At 70.4% G+C, this 17,431-nt stretch carries 16 protein-coding genes; 9 read left to right on the forward strand and 7 right to left on the reverse strand.

The features are described from left to right. Nucleotides 1-82: 82 nt before the first annotated feature. Complete coding sequence (locus EJK15_RS20035; protein ID WP_138711982.1) at nucleotides 83-958, forward strand: NAD(P)H-binding protein; 876 nt, start codon at nucleotides 83-85, stop codon at nucleotides 956-958. Nucleotides 959-960: 2 nt separating this feature from the next. Here the strand turns inward: EJK15_RS20035 and EJK15_RS20040 are convergent, their stop codons facing one another. Then, complete coding sequence (locus tag EJK15_RS20040; RefSeq protein ID WP_138711983.1) at nucleotides 961-1,263, reverse strand: hypothetical protein; 303 nt, start codon at nucleotides 1,261-1,263, stop codon at nucleotides 961-963. A gap of 36 nt (nucleotides 1,264-1,299) precedes the next feature. Then, complete coding sequence (locus tag EJK15_RS20045; RefSeq protein WP_138711984.1) at nucleotides 1,300-1,953, reverse strand: TetR/AcrR family transcriptional regulator; 654 nt, start codon at nucleotides 1,951-1,953, stop codon at nucleotides 1,300-1,302. 97 nt (nucleotides 1,954-2,050) lie between these two features. Between EJK15_RS20045 and EJK15_RS20050 the strand changes: the two genes are divergently transcribed. From EJK15_RS20050 to EJK15_RS20060, 3 genes are all read left to right on the forward strand, one after another. Beyond that, a complete protein-coding gene (locus EJK15_RS20050; RefSeq protein WP_138711985.1) occupies nucleotides 2,051-3,238 on the forward strand; it encodes a cytochrome P450 in 1,188 nt (395 codons plus the stop codon). Between the two features lie 6 nt (nucleotides 3,239-3,244). Continuing rightward, nucleotides 3,245-3,436 carry a ferredoxin gene (locus EJK15_RS20055; protein ID WP_138711986.1) on the forward strand — a complete coding sequence of 64 codons (192 nt, stop codon included), beginning with the start codon at nucleotides 3,245-3,247 and terminating at the stop codon, nucleotides 3,434-3,436. 503 nt (nucleotides 3,437-3,939) lie between these two features. Continuing rightward, nucleotides 3,940-4,386 (forward strand): SAV_6107 family HEPN domain-containing protein, encoded by a 447-nt coding sequence (locus EJK15_RS20060; protein WP_138712037.1) that lies wholly within the window; start codon nucleotides 3,940-3,942, stop codon nucleotides 4,384-4,386. Nucleotides 4,387-4,591: 205 nt separating this feature from the next. On the opposite strand, the gene bldD is transcribed toward EJK15_RS20060, so the two are convergent. The 5 genes from bldD to EJK15_RS20085 all read right to left on the reverse strand — a co-directional run bounded on the left by bldD (nucleotide 4,592) and on the right by EJK15_RS20085 (nucleotide 9,866). Continuing rightward, nucleotides 4,592-5,086 carry a transcriptional regulator BldD gene (gene bldD / locus EJK15_RS20065; protein WP_138711987.1) on the reverse strand — a complete coding sequence of 165 codons (495 nt, stop codon included), beginning with the start codon at nucleotides 5,084-5,086 and terminating at the stop codon, nucleotides 4,592-4,594. A 299-nt stretch (nucleotides 5,087-5,385) separates the two neighbouring features. After that, nucleotides 5,386-6,252 (reverse strand): universal stress protein, encoded by an 867-nt coding sequence (locus EJK15_RS20070; RefSeq protein WP_138711988.1) that lies wholly within the window; start codon nucleotides 6,250-6,252, stop codon nucleotides 5,386-5,388. Further along, a complete protein-coding gene (locus EJK15_RS20075) occupies nucleotides 6,253-7,674 on the reverse strand; it encodes an amino acid permease (RefSeq protein WP_138711989.1) in 1,422 nt (473 codons plus the stop codon). A 9-nt stretch (nucleotides 7,675-7,683) separates the two neighbouring features. Continuing rightward, complete coding sequence (gene arcC / locus EJK15_RS20080) at nucleotides 7,684-8,619, reverse strand: carbamate kinase (RefSeq protein WP_138711990.1); 936 nt, start codon at nucleotides 8,617-8,619, stop codon at nucleotides 7,684-7,686. Between the two features lie 2 nt (nucleotides 8,620-8,621). After that, nucleotides 8,622-9,866, reverse strand: coding sequence for an arginine deiminase (locus tag EJK15_RS20085; protein ID WP_138711991.1), 1,245 nt, complete (start codon nucleotides 9,864-9,866; stop codon nucleotides 8,622-8,624). A 205-nt stretch (nucleotides 9,867-10,071) separates the two neighbouring features. Between EJK15_RS20085 and pyrR the strand changes: the two genes are divergently transcribed. The 5 genes from pyrR (at nucleotide 10,072) to carB (ending at nucleotide 17,429) form a co-directional block, all read left to right on the forward strand. Further along, nucleotides 10,072-10,617: a bifunctional pyr operon transcriptional regulator/uracil phosphoribosyltransferase PyrR gene (gene pyrR / locus EJK15_RS20090; RefSeq protein WP_138711992.1), complete on the forward strand. Its 546-nt coding sequence runs from the start codon at nucleotides 10,072-10,074 to the stop codon at nucleotides 10,615-10,617. Then, nucleotides 10,614-11,531 (forward strand): aspartate carbamoyltransferase catalytic subunit, encoded by a 918-nt coding sequence (locus tag EJK15_RS20095; protein WP_138711993.1) that lies wholly within the window; start codon nucleotides 10,614-10,616, stop codon nucleotides 11,529-11,531. The genes pyrR and EJK15_RS20095 overlap by 4 nt, the downstream gene beginning before the upstream one ends. Before the next feature lie 61 nt (nucleotides 11,532-11,592). Further along, a complete protein-coding gene (locus EJK15_RS20100) occupies nucleotides 11,593-12,900 on the forward strand; it encodes a dihydroorotase (RefSeq protein ID WP_138711994.1) in 1,308 nt (435 codons plus the stop codon). A 29-nt stretch (nucleotides 12,901-12,929) separates the two neighbouring features. Then, nucleotides 12,930-14,138, forward strand: a complete 1,209-nt coding sequence (gene carA, locus EJK15_RS20105; protein WP_138712038.1) for a glutamine-hydrolyzing carbamoyl-phosphate synthase small subunit — start codon at nucleotides 12,930-12,932, stop codon at nucleotides 14,136-14,138. A 3-nt stretch (nucleotides 14,139-14,141) separates the two neighbouring features. Next, on the forward strand, nucleotides 14,142-17,429 hold the full coding sequence (carB, locus tag EJK15_RS20110) for a carbamoyl-phosphate synthase large subunit (RefSeq protein WP_138711995.1): 3,288 nt from the start codon (nucleotides 14,142-14,144) through the stop codon (nucleotides 17,427-17,429). The last annotated feature ends 2 nt before the right edge of the window (nucleotides 17,430-17,431 follow it).

Raw genomic sequence — 17,431 nt, forward strand, 5'->3', positions numbered from 1 at the left:
CTCCTTACGGGGGGCGCCGGAGCGCGCCCATGCTGGGGCCGTTCAGCTGTTTCACCTGCGACTCACACATTAGGGGTGTCTGATGATTCTCGTTACGGGCGTGTCCGGGGCGTTGGGCGGCGCGATCCTCGACGGGCTGCGAGGCGTGCCGGGGCTGGAGGTGGCCGGCGCCAGCAGTTCGGGCGACGGCACGGCGGCGCGGCCGGCCGACTTCGACCGGCCGGAGACGCTGGAGGCGGCTTTCGCGGGCGTGGACGTGCTGGTGTTCGTGTCGGCCGGGTACGCCGAGGACGACGTCGTCCTGGCCCGCCACGGCGCCGTGGTGCGCGCGGCCGGCGCCGCGGGCGTCCAGCACGTGATCTACACCAGCCTGGCCGGGTCCGGCGAGCGGCTCACCATCGCGCTCGCGCACCGGTGGACGGAGGCGCGGCTGGCCGAGGCGCCGTTCGACGTCACCGTCCTGCGCAACGGCCTGTACGCCGAGATTCCGGCCGGGCTGGCGCTCGCCGGTGCCGCGTTCGCGGCGGAGAGCGGGGTGTTCGCGGCGCCGTTCGGCGAGGGGCGGATGTCGGTGGTGGCGCGCGACGACCTGGCCGCCGTGGCCGTGCGGGTGGCCGCCGAGACCTGGTCGGATCTGGCGGCGGGGGCGCCCCGGCGGCACGCGGGCAGGACGTACGAGCTGGAGGGGGTGAGCGCGGTCGGCGGGCACGACCTCGCCGAGGTGCTGGCCGAGGTACTCGGCCGGCCCGTCGAGTACCGGACGGTGCCGCTGGGGGAGGTGCGGCCGCTGCTGGCCGGGCTGGAGCCGTACCAGGCGGGGCACACGGTCTCGACGTTCTCCAACATCAAAGCCGGCCTGCTGGAAGCCCGGCACGGCGACCTGCCCGCGTTCCTGGAGGCGCCGCGGCCGGTGCGGGACCTGATCGCGGCGGCGGTGAAGTCCGGCCTCCAGGGCTGACCTCACGGCACGGTGGGCGTGCTCTCCTCATCGCGTGCCGCCGCCCGCTCGCCCTTGCCGGACGCCGGCGCCAGTCCGATGCCCTGCGCCAGCCCTGCGGCCGGCAGGAGGAAGGCCGTGGCCGGCTGCCAGGAGGGAATGCCGGCCACGAAGTCGGCGGCATCGTAGAGGCCCGCGAGGCCGCTCACGGGATTGACGAACGCGACCAGGAATCCCAGCGCGTACGGCACGATCAGGAAGCCCGACAGGACCAGCAGGAACGCGCGTCCGCGGCCGCGCCGCCGCAGGAGCACGCCGATGACCACGCCATCCGTACTCCTCTCGGCTCCGGGCTCGAGGATTCAGCTTGCCATCCCGGGCGGGTCGGCACGTACTCGAAAACCGGCCTTCTCGTCGAGGGACCGCAGGCCGGCCAGCGCCAGCTCGGCCGCGCGGCGAGCGGTGTCCCACATCTGGTCGAGCGACCGGTCGTTGCCCTGGTTCGCTATCACGGCGAGCTTGACCGAGCCGAACACCGAACCCACCGCGGCTGCGGCCTCCACCGTGTCCAGCCGGTCGGGGAACGCCTCCCGCAGCGCCTTCGCCAGCCTGAGCTGGCTGTCGAACAGCAGGTGCAGCGCCCGAGCCTGCAACGCCGGCTGGGTGAGCACGAGCCTCGTGCGCAGCGTCGCGTCCTCGAAGGTGAGGCCCTGGTCCTCGATCGCCCAGGTGAGGCTCTCGTTGACGACCCTGAGCAGCAGCTCGGTAGGCGACTCGCCGGGTCCCCTGGTGGCCAGCAGCGACACCGCCCGCTCGAGCCGATCCTGCCCGTCGTAGAAGACCACGTCCTCCTTGCTGGCGAAATAGCTGAAGAAGGTCCGGGTCGACACCTCGGCCTCTGCGGCGATCTCCGCGAGCGTGGTCTCGTCGTAGCCCTTCTCCTCGAACAGCCGGAGCGCCGCCTCGATCAGTGCCCGGCGTGTGCGCAGTTTCTTGCGCTCCCGCAGTCCCGCCATGGCGGAACTGTACTGTACGTCGCTTCATTTTTCATCCATTGAAGTTTTGCAGTGGTTGAGGTTTTCTGGAGGAACGAATCCGGAAAGGAGTCATGGCATGTCCGATCTGACCTTCCCCATCGCCCGGCAGCGTCCGCTCGACCCGCCCGACAAGATCACGGAGCTGCGACAACAGGGAACGATGCACCGCATGACGTACGCCGACGGCCACCTCGGCTGGCTCGTCACCGGCTACGCGGCGGCCCGCGCGGTGCTGGCGGACCCGCGCTTCAGCAACCGGCCGGAGAACATGCACCCGCCGATCCCCGCCAGGATGGAAATCAGGAGGTCGGACTTCCGGGTGCCGCCGGGGTTCTTCCTGCGCACCGACCCTCCGGAGCACACGCGCTTCCGCAAGCTGCTCACCGGGCAGTTCACCGTACGAAGGATGAAGCTGCTCGAGCCCAGGATCGAGGAGATCACCAAAGCCTGCCTGGACGACATGGAGGCCGCAGGCGGGCCCGTGGACCTGGTGCAGGCGTTCGCACTGCCGATCCCGTCGCTGGTGATCTGCGAGCTGCTCGGGGTCCCTTATGAGGACCGGGCGCGGTTCCACGAGGACGCCAAGGTGCTGGTCAACCTCGAGACCAAGGCCGAGGACGCGCTGGCGGCGCTGGGCAGCACCATGGCGTACCTGCACGGGCTGATCCAGCGCAAGCGCAAGGAGCCGGGCGACGACCTGCTCGGCGGGCTCATCGAGAGCGGGGAGCTCAACGACGAGGAGCTCACCGGGGTCGGGTTCCTGCTGCTGATCGCGGGCCACGAGACGACGGCCAACATGCTGGGGCTGGGGACGTACGCGCTGCTCACGAACCCCGACCAGCTCGCCGCCATGCGGGACGACCCGTCGGTGGTGGACAACGGTGTCGAGGAGCTGCTGCGGTACCTCACGATCATCCACCTCGGCCCGTTCCGGGTCGCCCTGGAGGACGTCGAGATCGAGGGCAACCTCATCAAGGCCGGTGAGGTGGTCGGCGTCCACCTGCCCGCCGTCAACCGCGACCCCTCGCGCTTCCCCGACGGTGAGACCCTCGACGTCAGCAGGTCCGCGAGCGGGCACGTCACGTTCGGCCACGGCATTCACCAGTGCCTGGGGCAGCAGCTCGCCCGCGCCGAGATGCGCATCGCCTACCCTGCGCTGCTGCGGCGCTTCCCTGGCCTACGCTTGGCCGTAACACCCGAGGAGGTGCCGATGCGCTCGGACATGAGCATCTATGGAGTGCACAGCCTCCCTGTCATTTGGTAGGTCACCATGGAAATCAAGGCAGATACGACGGTGTGCATCGGAGCGGGCATGTGCGCGCTGACGGTGCCGGAGGTGTTCGATCAGAGCGAGGACGAGGGCACGGTGGTGGTTCTGAAGAGCCCGGTGCCGGAGGAGCTGGAGGACGCCGTCCGCCGCGCCGTCACCTTGTGCCCGTCGGGCGCCATCTCCGCCTCCTGACGCCTGCCTGCCGCCCGGCACGGGCGCCCCGACCCCCCTGAAAGCAACCGCCGTCGCCGCAACCCGACCCTGCGGCGACGGCTTCCTCACGCCGGGGGCGGAGCGGGACCGGGATGGGAGAGCATGGGGACCCGAACAGGATGCTTCGGGTGGCGTGCCGGTCATTTCACTTCATGGTCATCGAACCTGTGTTCGTGGAACCAGTTGACACCGAGCGTGATCGAAATTATGTTCGATCTAGTGGCGGTGAGGCTCGCGGCTCAACGTCACCAGGACCTGGTCGCGGGCTGTTCGCTTCCCCAAGCGAGGCCCGCGGCCAGGCTCCACGGGCGAAGGGCGCGTCCTCGTCGTCGGCGGAGACGAGTGGGCGTGTCCTGGCCGGACGGGGAGAGGGGAAGCTCCTCGTCCGGCCAGCCTGGCGGAAATGTCGGTGGCGTCTGCAAGTGTTGGCTCCACCGGCGGAGACGCCGGCCGCCGCCCACGACTCCAAGGAGGCGCGCAAGATGGCACCAAGGCCTAGAGACACACCCGGGCCCCGGCTGTCGCCTGCGGTTCGGGCACACTTGACCGATTCACGTTCCTGCCTGACGGAGGCGAGCACTGCTCGCACCGCGGCATCCCGATATGTGGCAGCCCACCTGGCTGCCCTTCGAGCGGCAGCGGCGATCCTGGCCGCCCGTCCCCGTCCCACGGAGGGCCGCAGGCGCAGGCTGCGCAGCGCGTGGGAGCTGTTGCCGGAGGCCGAGCCGCACCTGGCCGAGTGGGCCGCCTACTTCTCGGCGAGCGCCGCCAAGCGCGCCGCCGCGGAGGCGGGCATGGTCAACAGGGTCAGCGCGGCCGACGCCGACGAGATCCTGGCCGAGGCGGAGACCTTCGTCTCCACGGTGGAAGACCTCCTGGGCGTCCCCGTCCAGCCCCAACTGCCGATCGACGTCCCACTCGCCGGCTGACTGCACGGCACGGCCGACCCCGGCCGACATGACCCGGCCGACCCCGGCGACGACGCGGGGCGGGCCGGCACCGGCGATGATGCCGGACCGGCCGACGCCGGCCGATCCCGCAGGCATGTGACGGCCAAGCCGCCTGAGCACTCCAGAAACGGCGCGAAGGAGCCCGCCGGCGCGGGGCGGGCTCCTTGCGGTCAAACGGCAGGGGTCAGAACGCCTCGACGGCCCGGCGGGCCTCCGCGTCGAGGACGCCCCAGCTGATGAGCTCCTCGGTCAGCTCGCTCGGCGACTTGTCGTAGATCACGGCCAGGGAACGCAGGTCCTCCTGGCGGATCGACAGGACCTTGCCGTTGTAGTCGCCACGCTGGCTCTGGATCGTGGCGGCGTATCGGGCCAGGGCCCCCGCCTTCTCCTTCGGCAGCGTCGCCAGCCTCTCCAGGTCGATCACAAGCTTGGGCGTCGGGCCGAGCGGGCTGGGCGCGGCGCCGCCCGGCAGTAGCTCGGAGACGGGCACCCCGTAGAAGTCGGCAAGCTCGGCAAGCTTCTGCACCGTGACCGCTCGGTCGCCACGTTCGTAGGAACCCACGACCACGGCTTTCCACCTGCCACGCGACTTCTCTTCGACTCCATGCAGGGACAGGCCCTGCTGGGTGCGGATGGCGCGGAGTCGTGCACCCAGCGACTTTGCGTACTCAGACGGCATCGTGTGGCCCCCCGGCTCTCGTGTTATCGCTCTCAGTAGATTGTGCTCCCTCGCGGCGAATGCCCGGGCCACCGGGGGTCTGGTGCCTGGCTCGGCACCATCGGTAGCCATGGCCCTGGGTTTACCCCAGAACGCCACGAGGTGTGGTTACGCACAGTGACGGTAAAGGGGTGGACGCCTAAGGTCAAGCTGATTGGAAAAAAGATGCCGAATCCGGTCCGGTAGGGAACGCCACAAACGCCTCTCATGTCCCGGTGGTAACGCTAATTCGTCACAGTTTGCCGACAGGGGCGGCCTTGTCAGAGCCGGCGGGAGAGAATCATGACAGGGCAGGTCGAGGCTCTTATGATCTTGAGGGAGGTGTCTCCGAGGAACACCCGCCTGAGCGGCCCGGTGTCACTCGAAGCGCATATGATCATCTCGCCAGGGAGCCACGAGGTCGCGCCGAGCGCCTGGGCGATGTTGCGGCCCTCCAGCACCTCGGCCTCCACACGCACCCGGCGCGCCTGCTCCCGCGCCGCCACGCGCAGGTCCCCCGCGGCGTGCTCGCGCAGGCGGGCGAGCATGTCCTCCTCGACCTTGGCGGGCCTGCCGCTGCTGACCACCAGCGTGACCAGCCGCAGCGGGACGTCGAGCGCCACGGCGGCCATGGCCGCGTCCTTGACGGCCGCGTCGCAACCGGGGCCGCGGTGGTAGGCGACGGTGAGACGGTCGAAGGCGGCCGGCGGCTCGTCGCCGTAGCCGCGCGGGGCGAGCAGGACGGGGACGGAGGAGGAGTGCAGGAGCTGGTCGGCGGTGCTGCCGACGGTGATGCGGCCTTTGCCCCCGTGCGGGGCGGAGCCGATCACCACGACGTCCGCGCCGCGCCTGCGCGCCAGCGCCACCAGCCCGCGCCCGCTGCCGCTGCTGGTGTGGATCACGTAGTCGGCGTCCTTGCCCGCCAGTTCGCGCGCCCGCCAGAGCGTCGCGTCGGCCTGCTCCATCAGGTATGCGCGCCACGCGGTCTCCTCGGCCTTCGCGGGCCCGGGCGGGGACCAGGCGGGCGGTTGCACGTACGCCACCGTCAGATGCCCGTGCGCCTGTTCCTTGAGCAGTACGGCCAGCGCCAGCCCGTCCCTGCCCCGGGGCTCCGGGATGCAGCCGGCCAGCACGTTGTGGAGCTTCATCTAGGTCACCTCGGCATTCAGCCGCGAATGGCCGTAGCCGTACAGGAAGTAGCAGATCAGGCCCACGAGCATCCACAGCCCGAACGCCAGCCAGGTGACCCCGGCCAGCCCCGCCATCACGATGACGCAGAAGATCGCGCCCAGCACCGGCGTGGCGGGGAAGAGCGGCACGCGGAAGCTGCGCGGCAGGCGGGGGCTGCGGTAACGCAGGACGAGCACGCCGATGTTGACGATGGCGAAGGCGAACAGCGTGCCGATGCTGGTCGCCTCGGCGAGCTGCCCCAGCGGCACCAGCCCGGCCAGCACCGAGATGAACGCGGCGACGATGAGCGTGTTGGCGACCGGCACCTGGCGGCGCGGGTTGACCCGCTGGAAGACGCGGGGGACCAGCCCGTCGCGGGACATCGCGAACAGGATGCGCGTCTGCCCGAAGATGACGGTGAGGACGACGCTGGCGATGGCGATGACCGCGCCGAACGACACGATCAGCCCGGGCCAGGTGGCGCCCATGGCCAGGTCCGCGATGTACGACAGGCTCGCCTCGGTGCTCCGCGGGCCGAACTCCGTCCACGGCATCGCGCCGACGGCGGCCACGGCCACGAGCACGTAGATGCCGGTCACGATGGCCAGCGACAGGATGATCGCCCGCGGCAGGTCGCGCCTGGGATTCCTGGCCTCCTCACCGGCGGTGGAGGCGGCGTCGAAGCCGATGTAGGAGAAGAACACCTGCGAGGCCGCCGCCGTGATCCCCGCCACCCCCATGGGGGCGAAAGGCGCCATGTTCCCGGTCCGGAAGGCCGTGAACGCCACCACGCAGAAGAAGAGCAGCACCGCGACCTTGATCAGCACGAACACGGCGTTGGCGGTGGCGCTCTCCGACGCCCCGTACAGCAGCAGCCAGGTGGCCAGCAGCACGATGACGATCGCCGCGACGTTGACCACCCCGCCGTCCTGGCCGGGTGAGCGGGTGATCGCCGCCGGCAGCGTGAAGCCGAACAGTGACCGCAGGAACGCGTTGAGGTATTCGCCCCAGCCCACGGCCACCGCGGCCACGGACACGGCGTACTCCAGCATCAGGCACCAGCCGCAGACCCACGCCACGAGCTCGCCCATCGTCGCGTACGCGTAGGAGTAGGAAGACCCGGACACCGGGATCGTCCCGGCCAGCTCGGCGTACGACAGGGCCGAGAACAGCGCGGTGATCGCGGCCAGCACGAACGCCAGCACCACCGCGGGACCCGCCTTCGGCACCGCCTGCCCGAGGATCACGAAGATGCCGGTGCCGAGCGTGGCGCCCACGCTGAACAGCGTGAGCTGCCACAGCGACATCGTCCGCCGCAGCTCGCCGCCAACGCCGTGGCCGCCCTCCGCCACGATCCGCTGGGTGGGCTTGGTACGGAAGAGCCGTCGGGCCAGTGTCATCCGACACCCCTAGAGCGTGCTCGTCAGCGGCCACCTGCCGTTGGGCGTCACGATCGTTCCCGCCGAGCCGTCGAGTATGCGCTCGGCCTCGTCCAGCTTCCCGATGGCGGCCATGTCGCCGGTCGTCTCCACGAACCGGCAGGCCGCCTCCACCTTCGGCCCCATCGACCCGGCGGGGAAGTCCAGGGCCCGCAGCTCGTGCGGCGTGGTGTGGCCGATCTCGCTCTGCCGCGGCGTGCCGAAGTCCCGCATCACGCGCGGCACGTCCGTCAGGCTCAGGTAGGCGTCGCACTCCAGCGCCTCTGCCAGGATCGCCGCGGTCAGGTCCTTGTCCACCACCGCCTCGACGCCGGTCAGCCGGCCGCGCTCGTCGCGGACCACGGGGATGCCGCCGCCGCCCGCGCAGACCACGACCACGCCCTCGCCGACCAGCCTGCGGATCAGGCGGGTCTCCACGATGCGCCGCGGGGCGGGGGAGGGCACGACGCGCCGCCAGTACCTGCCGTCCTGGTTGACCGTCCAGCCGTAGTCGGCGGCCAGCTTCTCCGCCTCCTCCCGCTCGTAGACCTGGCCGACGAACTTGGCCGGGTTCTCGAAGGCCGGGTCCACGGCCGTCACCAGCGTCTGCGTGACCATGGCGAGGACCTGCCGGCCGGGCAGCGCGTTCTGCAGCGCCTGCTGCATCCAGTAGCCGATCATGCCCTGCGTCTGCGCGCCGAGCGTGTCGAACGGGTACGGCCTGGTCAGGTTCGGGTCGGCGGCGCTCTCCAGCGCCAGCAGGCCCACCTGGGGGCCGTTCCCGTGGGTGATGACCAGCTCGTGCTCGCGCGCCAGCCGGGCGAGCGTCTTGACGGCCGTGCGGACGTTGGCGATCTGCACGTCGGCGTCCGGCTGCTGGCCGCGTTTGAGCACCGCGTTCCCGCCCAGCGCGACGATGACCCGCATCCTCAGATCCCGTCCCGTTCCAGGGGGCAGCTCATGCAGCGCGGCCCGCCGCGGCCTCTGCCGAGCTCGCTGCCTCTGATGGTGATCACTTCGATGCCGTTGTCGCGCAGGAAGTTGTTCGTGGTCGTGTTGCGCTCGTACGCGACGACCACGCCGGGCTCCAGCGCCAGCCCGTTGCACCCGTCGTCCCACTGCTCCCGCGCGGCCGCGCGCACGTCCTGCGTGGGCGTGAGCACCGTGATGTCGGCCAGGTCCAGGGCGTGCGCGATGGCCCGGTGCATGTCCTGCGGCGGATGGTCGGTGACCTTGAGCTCCTTCTGGGTGCGGCCGGGCTCGATGGTGTACGCGGGCAGCATGCCCAGGCCCGCGTACTTGGAGAACACGCCCACGTCCAGCATCGTCATCACGGTGTCGAGATGCATGAACGCCCGCGCCTTCGGCATGTCGAGCGCCACGATCCTGCGCGCGGAGCCGGTCCGGAACAGCCGCTGCGCGAGCATCTCGACCGCCTGCGGCTGGGTGCGCTCGCTCATCCCGACCAGCACCGAGCCGCGCCCGATGACGAGCACGTCGCCGCCCTCCATGGTCGCCGGCGCCACCGGCTGGCCCGGCATCCAGCAGTGGTAGCCGCCGTGCTCCGGCCGGTTGAACCCGCCCGCGAACGTCGGGTGATACATGTAGACGGCCTCCATGTTGACCGTCTCGCGCATGCGGGCCTTCTTCTTCATCGCGTTGATCGACACGCCGTCGTACACCCAGCAGGAGGTGTCGCGGGTGAACAGGTGGTTGGGCAGCGGCGGCAGGATGAAGTCGTCGTCCCCCAGGGTGTGGAAGGTCACAGACTTCGGGTCGCAGCCGAGCTCGACCAGCTCCCGCTTGGTGATCCCGCCGGTCAGGTAGACCTGCAGCGTCGCCGCGTCCATGCCGTCGAGCGTGTTGCGGATGTCGTCGATCGCCACCGGGCCGAGCCAGCGCTCGTCTATGACCGCGTCGAGGATGTGCTTGCGCGCCTCCGGGATGTCGACCGTCTCCCTGAGCAGCACGTCCAGCAGGTGGATCGTGATGCCCCGGTCGCGCAGCACCTGCTGGAACTCCTCGTGCTCCTCCATCGCGCGCTGGACCCACAGCACGTCGTCGAACAGGAACTCGTCCTTGTTGGCCGGGGTCAGCCGCTTCAGCGCGAGGTCGGGCTTGTGCAGGAGGACCTGGCGCAGCAGCCCGACCTCGGAATCGACGTGGAATGTCATCCTTGCCATATCCCCCCGGCAAGGCCCCATGTCACACCTGTTCGCGGGCGACCCTGCGTGACGTGCCCGGCGCGGAGCGGAACGGCATGCCGGGGGCGGCCCGGGAGGGCACTCACGTTGTACCAGGTAGCCCCTGGTACTGTGTGTCCCGACCAACACCCTTTAAGACCCGTCCCGTGAGGCGGGAAAGGTGGTGAGTTTCGCCATGTCCGACTCCAGGGCGGTCCTAGAGGCCCCCGACGTCCACCGCGCGCTGACCCGGATCGCGCACGAGATCCTCGAGCGCACCAAGGGCGCCGGCGACGTCGTCCTCCTCGGCATCCCGACCCGCGGCGCGACCCTCGCCCGGCGGCTCGGTGACCGGATCGAGCAGTTCGAAGGCGTCAAGATCCCCGTCGGCTCGATCGACATCACGATGTACCGCGACGACCTGCGGCTCAGGCCGGCCCGGCCGCTCGGCCGCACCGAGCTGCCGCCCGACGGCATCGATGGCAAGGTGGTCGTCCTCGTCGACGACGTCCTCTACTCCGGGCGCACCGTGCGGGCCGCGCTCGACGCGCTCAACGATCTCGGCCGCCCCACTGCCGTCCAGCTCGCCACGCTGGTCGACCGCGGCCACCGCGAGCTGCCCATCCGCGCCGACTACGTCGGCAAGAACCTCCCCACGGCCAAGAGCGAGAAGGTCAAGGTCTACGTGCAGGAGATCGACGGGCGCGACGCCGTGCTTCTCATGAAGGAGGACGCCAGGTGAACCGGCATCTGATCTCCGCGGGCGACCTCTCCAAGGACGACGCGCTGCTCATCCTCGACACCGCCGAGGAACTGGCGAGGGTCTCGGAACGTTCCATCAAGAAGCTGCCGACGCTGCGCGGCCGCACCGTGGTCAACCTGTTCTTCGAGGACTCCACGCGGACGCGCATCTCGTTCGAGGCGGCGGCCAAGCGGTTGTCCGCCGACGTGATCAACTTCTCGGCCAAGGGGTCGAGCGTGTCCAAGGGCGAGTCGCTCAAGGACACCGCGCTCACCCTGGAGGCCATGGGCGCTGACGCGGTCGTCATCCGCCACAGCGCCTCCGGCGCGCCGCACCGCCTGGCCAACTGGGTGCGCGGCAGCGTCGTCAACGCCGGCGACGGCACCCACGAGCACCCCACGCAGGCGCTGCTCGACGCGTTCTCCATGCGCCGCCGCCTGGGCAGCCTCGAAGGGCGCAAGGTCACGATCGTCGGCGACGTGCTGCACAGCCGCGTCGCCCGCTCCAACGTGCTGCTGCTCGGCACGCTCGGCGCCGAGGTCACGCTGGTCGCGCCGCCCACCCTGCTGCCGGTCTCCGTGGGCAGCTGGCCGTGCGAGGTCTCCTACGATCTCGACGCGGTGCTGCCCAAGTCCGACGTGGTGATGATGCTGCGGGTGCAGAAGGAGCGGATGAACGCCGCGTACTTCCCGAGCGAGCGCGAATACTCGCGGCGGTACGGGCTCGACCGCGACCGGTTCGCGAAGATGCCCGACGAGGCGATCGTGATGCATCCCGGGCCGATGAACCGGGGTATGGAGATCGCCGCCGAGGTGGCCGACTCGGCGCGGTCCACGATCGTGGAGCAGGTCGCCAACGGTGTGACCACCCGCATGGCCGTCCTGTACCTGCTGCTCGGGGGAGAGATCACGTGAGTGAGCGGAGCGAACGAACCAATGGGCACAGCATCCTGATCATTGTGCCGGCGAAGGAGGCATGATGATCGTCAGTAACGTCAGGATTCTCGGCGGGGAGCTCGTCGACCTCCGGATCTCGGACGGGGTGATCATCGCGATCACTCCCGCCGGCCCCGAGGCGACCGCGGCCGGGGATGAGCTCGTGGTCGATGGCGGGGGCGCTGTCGCGCTGCCCGGGCTGGTCGACCTGCACACACACCTGCGCGAGCCCGGCCGCGAGGACGCCGAGACCGTGCAGACCGGTACGCAGTCCGCCGCGCGCGGCGGCTACACCGCCGTGCACGCCATGGCCAACACCTCACCCGTCGCCGACACCGCCGGTGTGGTGGAGCAGGTGTGGCGGCTCGGTCGCGAGTTCGGGCACTGCGACGTCCACCCGGTCGGCGCCGTCACCGTCGGCCTGGAGGGCAGGCAGCTCGCCGAGCTGGGCGCGATGGCCGACTCGGCCGCCCGCGTGCGCGTCTTCTCCGACGACGGCAGGTGCGTGGACGACGCGGTGCTGATGCGCCGCGCCCTGGAGTACGTCAAGGCGTTCGACGGCGTCATCGCCCAGCACGCCCAGGAGCCCCGGCTGACCGAGGGCGCCATGATGAACGAGGGCGTCGTCTCCGGCAGGCTCGGGCTGACCGGCTGGCCGGCGGTCGCCGAGGAGGCGATCATCGCCCGCGACTGCCTGCTGGCCGCCCACGTCGGCTCCAGGCTGCACGTCTGTCACGTCTCCACGGCCGGCTCGGTCGAGATCATCCGCTGGGCCAAGTCCAAGGGCTGGAACGTCACCGCCGAGGTCACCCCGCACCACCTGCTCCTCACCGACGACCTGGTCGAGGATTCGCCGGTGGGCGCGTACAACCCGATCTACAAGGTCAACCCGCCGCTGCGCACCCGCGCCGACGTCGAGGCACTGCGCGCCGCGCTGGCCGACGGCACGATCGACATCGTCGCCACCGACCACGCGCCCCACCCGGTCGAGGACAAGGAGACCGAGTGGTCGGCCGCGGCCATGGGCATGGTCGGCCTGGAGACCGCGCTCAACGTGGTCCAGGAGGCCATGGTCGAGACCGGGCTGCTGGACTGGGCGGGCGTCGCCCAGCGCATGTCCGTCGTGCCCGCGCGTATCGGCCGCCTGGCCGGGCAGGGGCAGCCGCTGGAGCCGGGTGCTCCGGCCAACATCACGCTGTACGACCCGTCCGTGCGCACCGAGGTGGACCCCTCCGCCTTCGCGTCGAAGAGCAGGAACACCCCCTACGAGGGAATGACGCTGCCCGGCAGGGTGGTGGCCACGTTCCTGCGCGGCAGGCCGACCGTACTCGAAGGGAAGCTGGTTTGAACGACAGCTCTGCTGACGTCGTCAAGAGCGTGCCGCGTAGCGGCTCCTCGTCTTTCGGGGGGTACCCGGGGGGCGGAGCCCCCCGAGGGGCGGTGCTCGTCCTGGAAGACGGCCGCGTCTTCCACGGATCCGCCTACGGCGCCGAAGGCGAGACGTTCGGCGAAATGGTCTTCAACACCGGCATGACCGGCTACCAGGAGACCCTCACGGATCCCTCCTACCACCGGCAGATCGTCGCCATGACGGCGCCGCACATCGGCAACACCGGCGTCAACGACGAGGACCCCGAGTCGGGGCGCGTCTGGGTGGCCGGCTACGTCGTGCGCGAGCCGTCCAGGGTCGTCTCCAACTGGCGGGCCAACCGCTCGCTGGACGACTATCTCAAGGAGCAAGGCGTCGTCGGCATCGCCATGCCCGGCACCCGCGCGCTCACCCGCCACCTGCGCGAGCGCGGCGCCATGCGCGCCGGCATCTTCACCGCGCCGGCCGAGCCGGTGGAGGAGCTCGTCGAGCGGGTACGTCAGTCGCCCCGCATGGAGGGCGCCGACCTGGCCGCCGAGGTGGCCACGGCCGAGCCGTACGTCGTCCCGGCCATCGGGGAGAAGCGTTTCACCGTCGCGGCCGTGGACCTGGGCATCAAGGGCATGACGCCGCACCGGATGGCCGAACGCGGCTGCGAGGTGCACGTGCTGCCGGCGGACGCCACGTTCGAGCAGATCATGGCGGTCGAGCCCGACGGGGTGTTCCTGTCCAACGGGCCCGGCGACCCGGCCACCGTGGACGTCTCCGCCCTCCAGAAGGTCCTGGAGGCCAGGGTGCCGTTCTTCGGCATCTGCTTCGGCAACCAGATCTTCGGCCGGGCCCTGGGCCTTTCCACGTACAAGCTGCGCTACGGGCACCGGGGGGTCAACCAGCCGGTCCAGGACGTGCGCACCGGCAAGGTGGAGATCTCGGCGCACAACCACGGGTTCGCGGTCGAGGCGCCGCTCGACGGGCCGTTCGAGACGCCCTACGGGCCGGCCGAGGTCAGCCACGTCAACCTCAACGACCGCTGCGTGGAGGGCCTGCGCCTGCTCGACGGGCGGGCTTTCAGCGTCCAATACCATCCGGAAGCCGCTGCCGGGCCGCACGACGCCGCCTACCTCTTCGACGAGTTCTGTTCGGTGATGGCGGCCGTGCGGCACGACGCCGCGCAGCGCCCGATCAACCCGCGTTCGACGAGTTCTGTGAGGTCATGAGCCGTGCCCAAGCGTGAAGACATCAGGTCAGTCCTGGTGATCGGCTCGGGGCCGATCGTGATCGGCCAGGCGTGTGAGTTCGACTACTCGGGCACCCAGGCGTGCCGGGTGCTGCGGGACGAGGGGTTCCGCGTCGTCCTGGTCAACAGCAATCCGGCGACGATCATGACGGACCCCGAGTTCGCCGACGCCACGTACGTCGAGCCGATCACCCCCGAGTTCGTCGAGAAGATCATCGCCAAGGAGCGGCCCGACGCGCTGCTGCCGACCCTGGGCGGCCAGACCGCCCTCAACACGGCGGTGGCGCTGCACGAGTCCGGCGTGCTGGAGAAGTACCAGGTCGAGCTGATCGGCGCCGACTTCGACGCCATCCAGGCGGGCGAGAACCGCGAGCTGTTCAAAGGGATCGTCGCCAAGGTCGCCCGCGAGCACGGGCTCAACGCCGAGTCGGCGAAGTCGGTCATCTGCCACTCGATGGACGAGTGCCTGGCCGCCGCGGGCGAGCTGGGCTACCCGCTCGTGGTCCGGCCGTCGTTCACGATGGGCGGCGCCGGCTCCGGGTTCGCGTACACCGAGGAAGACCTGCGGCGCATCGGCGGCTCGGGGCTCGACGCCTCGCCGACCACCGAGGTGCTCCTGGAGGAGTCGATCCTCGGCTGGAAGGAGTACGAGCTCGAGGTCATGCGCGACAAGCACGACAACGTGGTCATCGTGTGCTCCATCGAGAACATCGACCCGATGGGCGTGCACACCGGCGACAGCGTCACCGTCGCGCCCGCGCTGACCCTGACCGACCGCGAATACCAGAACATGCGCGACGTCGCCATCGCGGTCATCCGCGAGGTCGGCGTCGACACCGGCGGCTGCAACATCCAGTTCGCGGTCGACCCGAGCACCGGGCGCATGATCGTCATCGAGATGAACCCGCGCGTGTCCAGGTCGTCCGCGCTGGCCTCCAAGGCCACCGGGTTCCCGATCGCGAAGATCGCGGCCAAGCTCGCCATCGGCTACACGCTCGACGAGATCCCCAACGACATCACCAAGGAGACCCCGGCCTCCTTCGAGCCGACGCTCGACTACATCGTGGTCAAGGTGCCGCGGTTCGCGTTCGAGAAGTTCCGGGGCGCCGACCAGACGCTCACCACGCACATGAAGTCCGTGGGCGAGGCCATGGCCATCGGCCGCTCCTTCCCCGAGGCGCTGCAGAAGGCGCTGCGGTCGATGGAGAAGAAGGACTCCTCCTTCACCTGGGCCGGAGACCCCCGGCCGAAGGACGAGCTGCTCGACGCGTGCCGCATCCCGCACGACGGGCGGCTGCGCACGATGCAGCAGGCCATCAGGGCGGGTGCCACTCCGGAGGAGCTCTTCGAGGCCACCAGCGTCGACCCGTGGTTCATCGACCAGCTCCTCCTGCTCGACGAGGAGGCGCTGGCGGTCGCCGGCGCGCCAGAGCTGACCGCCGAGGTGCTCCAGCGGGCCAAGCACCACGGGTTCAGCGATGCGCAGATCGGCGAGATCCGCGGCATCGACGAGGCGCGGGTGCGCGACCTGCGGCACGCGCTCGGGCTGCGGCCGGTCTACAACACGGTGGACACGTGCGCCGCCGAGTTCGCCGCGAAGACGCCGTACCTCTACTCCACCTACGACGAGGAGACCGAGGTCCCCTACGGCGAGCGGGAGAAGGTCATCATCCTCGGCTCCGGGCCCAACCGCATCGGGCAGGGCATCGAGTTCGACTACGCGTGCGTGCACGCCTCGTTCGAGCTGTCCAGGGCCGGGTTCGAGACCGTCATGGTCAACTGCAACCCGGAGACCGTCTCCACCGACTACGACACCTCCGACCGGCTCTACTTCGAGCCGCTCACGCTGGAGGACGTGCTGGAGGTCGTGCACGCCGAGCAGCAGACCGGCCCCGTCGCGGGCGTGATCGTGCAGCTCGGCGGCCAGACGCCGCTGGGTCTGGCGCAGGCGCTGAAGGACGCGGGCGTGCCCGTGGTCGGCACCTCGCCGGAGTCCATCCACCTGGCCGAGGAGCGCGGCGCGTTCGGGCGGGTGCTGGCCGAGGCGGCCCTGCCCGCGCCCAAGCACGGCACCGCGCTGACCGTGGCCGAGGCGCTGGAGATCGCCGCGGAGATCGGCTACCCGGTGCTCGTCCGGCCCTCGTACGTGCTCGGCGGGGCCGGCATGGCCATCGTGTACGACGACGAGACGCTCACCAGGTACATGGCGGCCCAGGAGGGCGGCCACCCGGTGCTGGTGGACAAGTTCCTCGACGAGGCCATCGAGATCGACGTGGACGCCCTCTACGACGGCGAGGAGCTCTTCCTCGGCGGCGTCATGGAGCACATCGAGGAGGCCGGGATCCACTCCGGTGACTCGGCGTGCGCGCTGCCGCCCATCACGCTCGGCAGCCACGACATCAAGCGCATCCGCGCCGCCACCGAGGCCATCGCCAGGGGAGTGGGGGTGCGCGGGCTGCTGAACGTCCAGTACGCGATGTCGGCCGGCGTCCTGTACGTCCTGGAGGCCAACCCGCGTGCCTCCCGTACCGTGCCGTTCGTGTCCAAGGCCACGGCGACGCCGCTGGCCAAGGCGGCGGCCCGGGTGATGCTCGGCGCCACGATCGCCTCGCTGCGCGAGGAGGGCATGCTGCCGGCCACCGGCGACGGCGGCACGCTGCCTCTCGACGCCTCCATCGCGGTGAAGGAGGCCGTGCTGCCGTTCAACCGGTTCCGCGGCGTGGACATCGTGCTGGGGCCCGAGATGCGCTCCACGGGCGAGGTCATGGGCATCGACGAGTTCTTCGGCATCGCGTACGCCAAGTCGCAGGCCGGCGCCTACGGCGAGCTGCCGACCAAGGGACGCGCGTTCGTGTCCGTGGCCAACCGGGACAAGCGTGCGATGATCTTCCCGGTGAAGGCGCTGGCGGACCTCGGTTTCGAGATCCTCGCCACCGAGGGCACCGCAGAGGTGCTGCGCCGCAACGGCGTCCATGCCAAGATCGTGCGAAAGCACAGCGAGGGGCCCGGTCCCGGAGGTGAGCGCACGAGCGTGCAGGCCATTCTCGACGGAGAGGTCGACCTGATCGTCAACACGCCCTTCGGCAGCCCGGGACAGTCGGGGCCGCGGCTCGACGGCTACGACATCCGCACCGCCGCCGTGCTGCGCGGCATCCCGTGCATCACCACGGTGGCGGGACTCGCCGCGGCGGCCGCGGGCATCCAGGCCATCGTGCGCGGCGACGTGGGCGTACGGTCTCTCCAGGAGCACGCACGGGCACTCCGGGGCTGACC

The organism is Nonomuraea basaltis (genome assembly GCF_005893125.1).
In the GTDB taxonomy this organism is placed as follows: domain Bacteria; phylum Actinomycetota; class Actinomycetes; order Streptosporangiales; family Streptosporangiaceae; genus Nonomuraea; species Nonomuraea basaltis.